Raw genomic sequence first — 1,925 nt, forward strand, 5'->3', positions numbered from 1 at the left:
GAACTAATCAGAGGGTGAATATCTCTGCCGTCAAGCGAGCTAGCTGGAGAAAAGAAAGGGCCATTAACCTGTGTGGGAAACTCAATCGTCTCGGTATCGGGTGCGTGTTTACCAATATCTTGCAGTAAACCAGCGACGAACAGCAATCTTTGGTTAGCTTCTGTGAGGCCAGCTGACCGGCCAATCAATAACGCACACCAACTGCAAAACAAAGCCCTTTCGAAGTCGATTTGCGAACAAACATGGACACGAGTAAGTGCCTTCATGATCTCAGGAAATTTTTCAAGCTCATTGCAAAAGAAAACCATTTTTGGCCAATATGAATTGGCTTGGTTTATTTTGAAAAGCGTCGGATGGGAGTCAATAAACATCCGGTATTCGAGAAGCAAGCTTGCTGCGCTGATATAATAATTACCGCCAAGGTAATCAAAACTGCTATCACTCATGGCACTAAATTTCCAGGACAATGTTCGAAAAAGGTATGATTTAAAGATAGGCTACAAGCCCTATATATTCAAAGACGAAAGCGTGATAATTTACTCGTTTTATATATTTGAACGTTTAAGACTATTGCTTGTCTTACTTGTCTCCAAGTTCAGAAACACGCGCTAACAATTCAAAGAGAGATCTCCCTGCATGCATGATGATGTTAAAAACTATTACGGGAAAGTATTAGAAAAAACCGAAGATCTTAAAACCAACGCCTGCTGTACAAGCGCTGGTTTACCTAGACATGTAAAGACGGCATTAGCCAAGGTTCATGATGAGGTACTAGCCCGTTACTATGGCTGCGGTCTAATTGCCCCACCCGTGCTTGAAGGAATGCAGGTAATGGATCTTGGCAGCGGGTCTGGCAGAGATTGCTACGTTCTATCCCAATGGGTTGGCGAACAAGGCCGTGTCTTAGGTATCGACATGACAGAAGAGCAGCTTACCATTGCACTTGAGCACGAATCTTACCATGCCGAGAAATTCGGCTACGCAAGCAAGAATACAGAATTCAAGCTGGGTTATATCGAACGTTTAAACGAACTTGGCCTTGAAGAAAACAGTTTTGATATCATCGTATCAAATTGCGTTATCAACCTTTCACCAGACAAGGAAGCCGTATTGCGAGAAGCCTATCGAGTACTAAAACCAGGAGGTGAGCTTTACTTCTCTGACGTCTATTCAGACCGGAGAGTTCCCCAACACCTTGTTGAGGACCCAGTCCTATACGGCGAGTGTTTGAGCGGCGCACTTTACTGGAACGATTTTGAAAACCTAGCTAAAAAAGTCGGTTTTTTGGACCCGAGGCTTGTAGAAGACGATGTCATCACTATTGAAAATGAATCGGTGCAAGAAAAAGTCGGCCATATCGGTTTTTATTCGGCAACCTACCGTTTATTTAAAATAAAAGACCTTGAACCGCACTGTGAAGATTATGGCCAGGCTGTTATTTACAAAGGCGGTATCGAGCACTTTGAACACGCTTTCGTTCTTGATAAGCACCATATCATCGAAAAAGGTAGGATTTTCCCTGTTTGCGGCAATACCTGGCGCATGCTGAATGAAACACGATTTAAAAAGTACTTCGAGTTTATTGGTGACTGGAACACTCATTACGGCATTTTTGAAGGCTGTGGATCTAGCTTACCCTTCGATGGTGACCCTATATTCGAAACAGGTGACGGCGGCTCTTCTTGCTGCTAACTTGAGCTAGCGCTCTATCTGAAGAGCTAAGCTATAACTATCCGCTTAGCTCTTCACCTCCTCTTCAACGCTCTAATATCTAGACCATTTTCGATCATATACTCTTGCATATCTTTCGCGTACATAATCCACCCTTTCGGGCTTAAATGAATTTCATCATCCCAATATTTTGCTGCTGACAAGTCTACTCCCCGACCAAAAGCATCATAACTTAGCGTATTCTGATATTGCCC

3 protein-coding genes are annotated in these 1,925 nt (G+C 43.2%); 1 reads left to right on the forward strand and 2 read right to left on the reverse strand.

The window, feature by feature from the left end:
- On the reverse strand, positions 1–446 hold a 446-nt coding region (locus A3729_RS18205), incomplete at its 3' end, for a hypothetical protein (protein ID WP_156498003.1).
- A 190-nt stretch (positions 447–636) separates the two neighbouring features.
- On the opposite strand from A3729_RS18205, the gene A3729_RS18210 reads away from it, so the two are divergent.
- A complete protein-coding gene (locus A3729_RS18210; protein WP_068510803.1) occupies positions 637–1,692 on the forward strand; it encodes a methyltransferase domain-containing protein in 1,056 nt (351 codons plus the stop codon).
- Positions 1,693–1,745: 53 nt separating this feature from the next.
- On the opposite strand, the gene A3729_RS34055 is transcribed toward A3729_RS18210, so the two are convergent.
- On the reverse strand, positions 1,746–1,925 hold a 180-nt coding region (locus tag A3729_RS34055; RefSeq protein WP_231877464.1), incomplete at its 5' end, for a hypothetical protein.

This window comes from Oleiphilus sp. HI0043 (assembly GCF_001634935.1).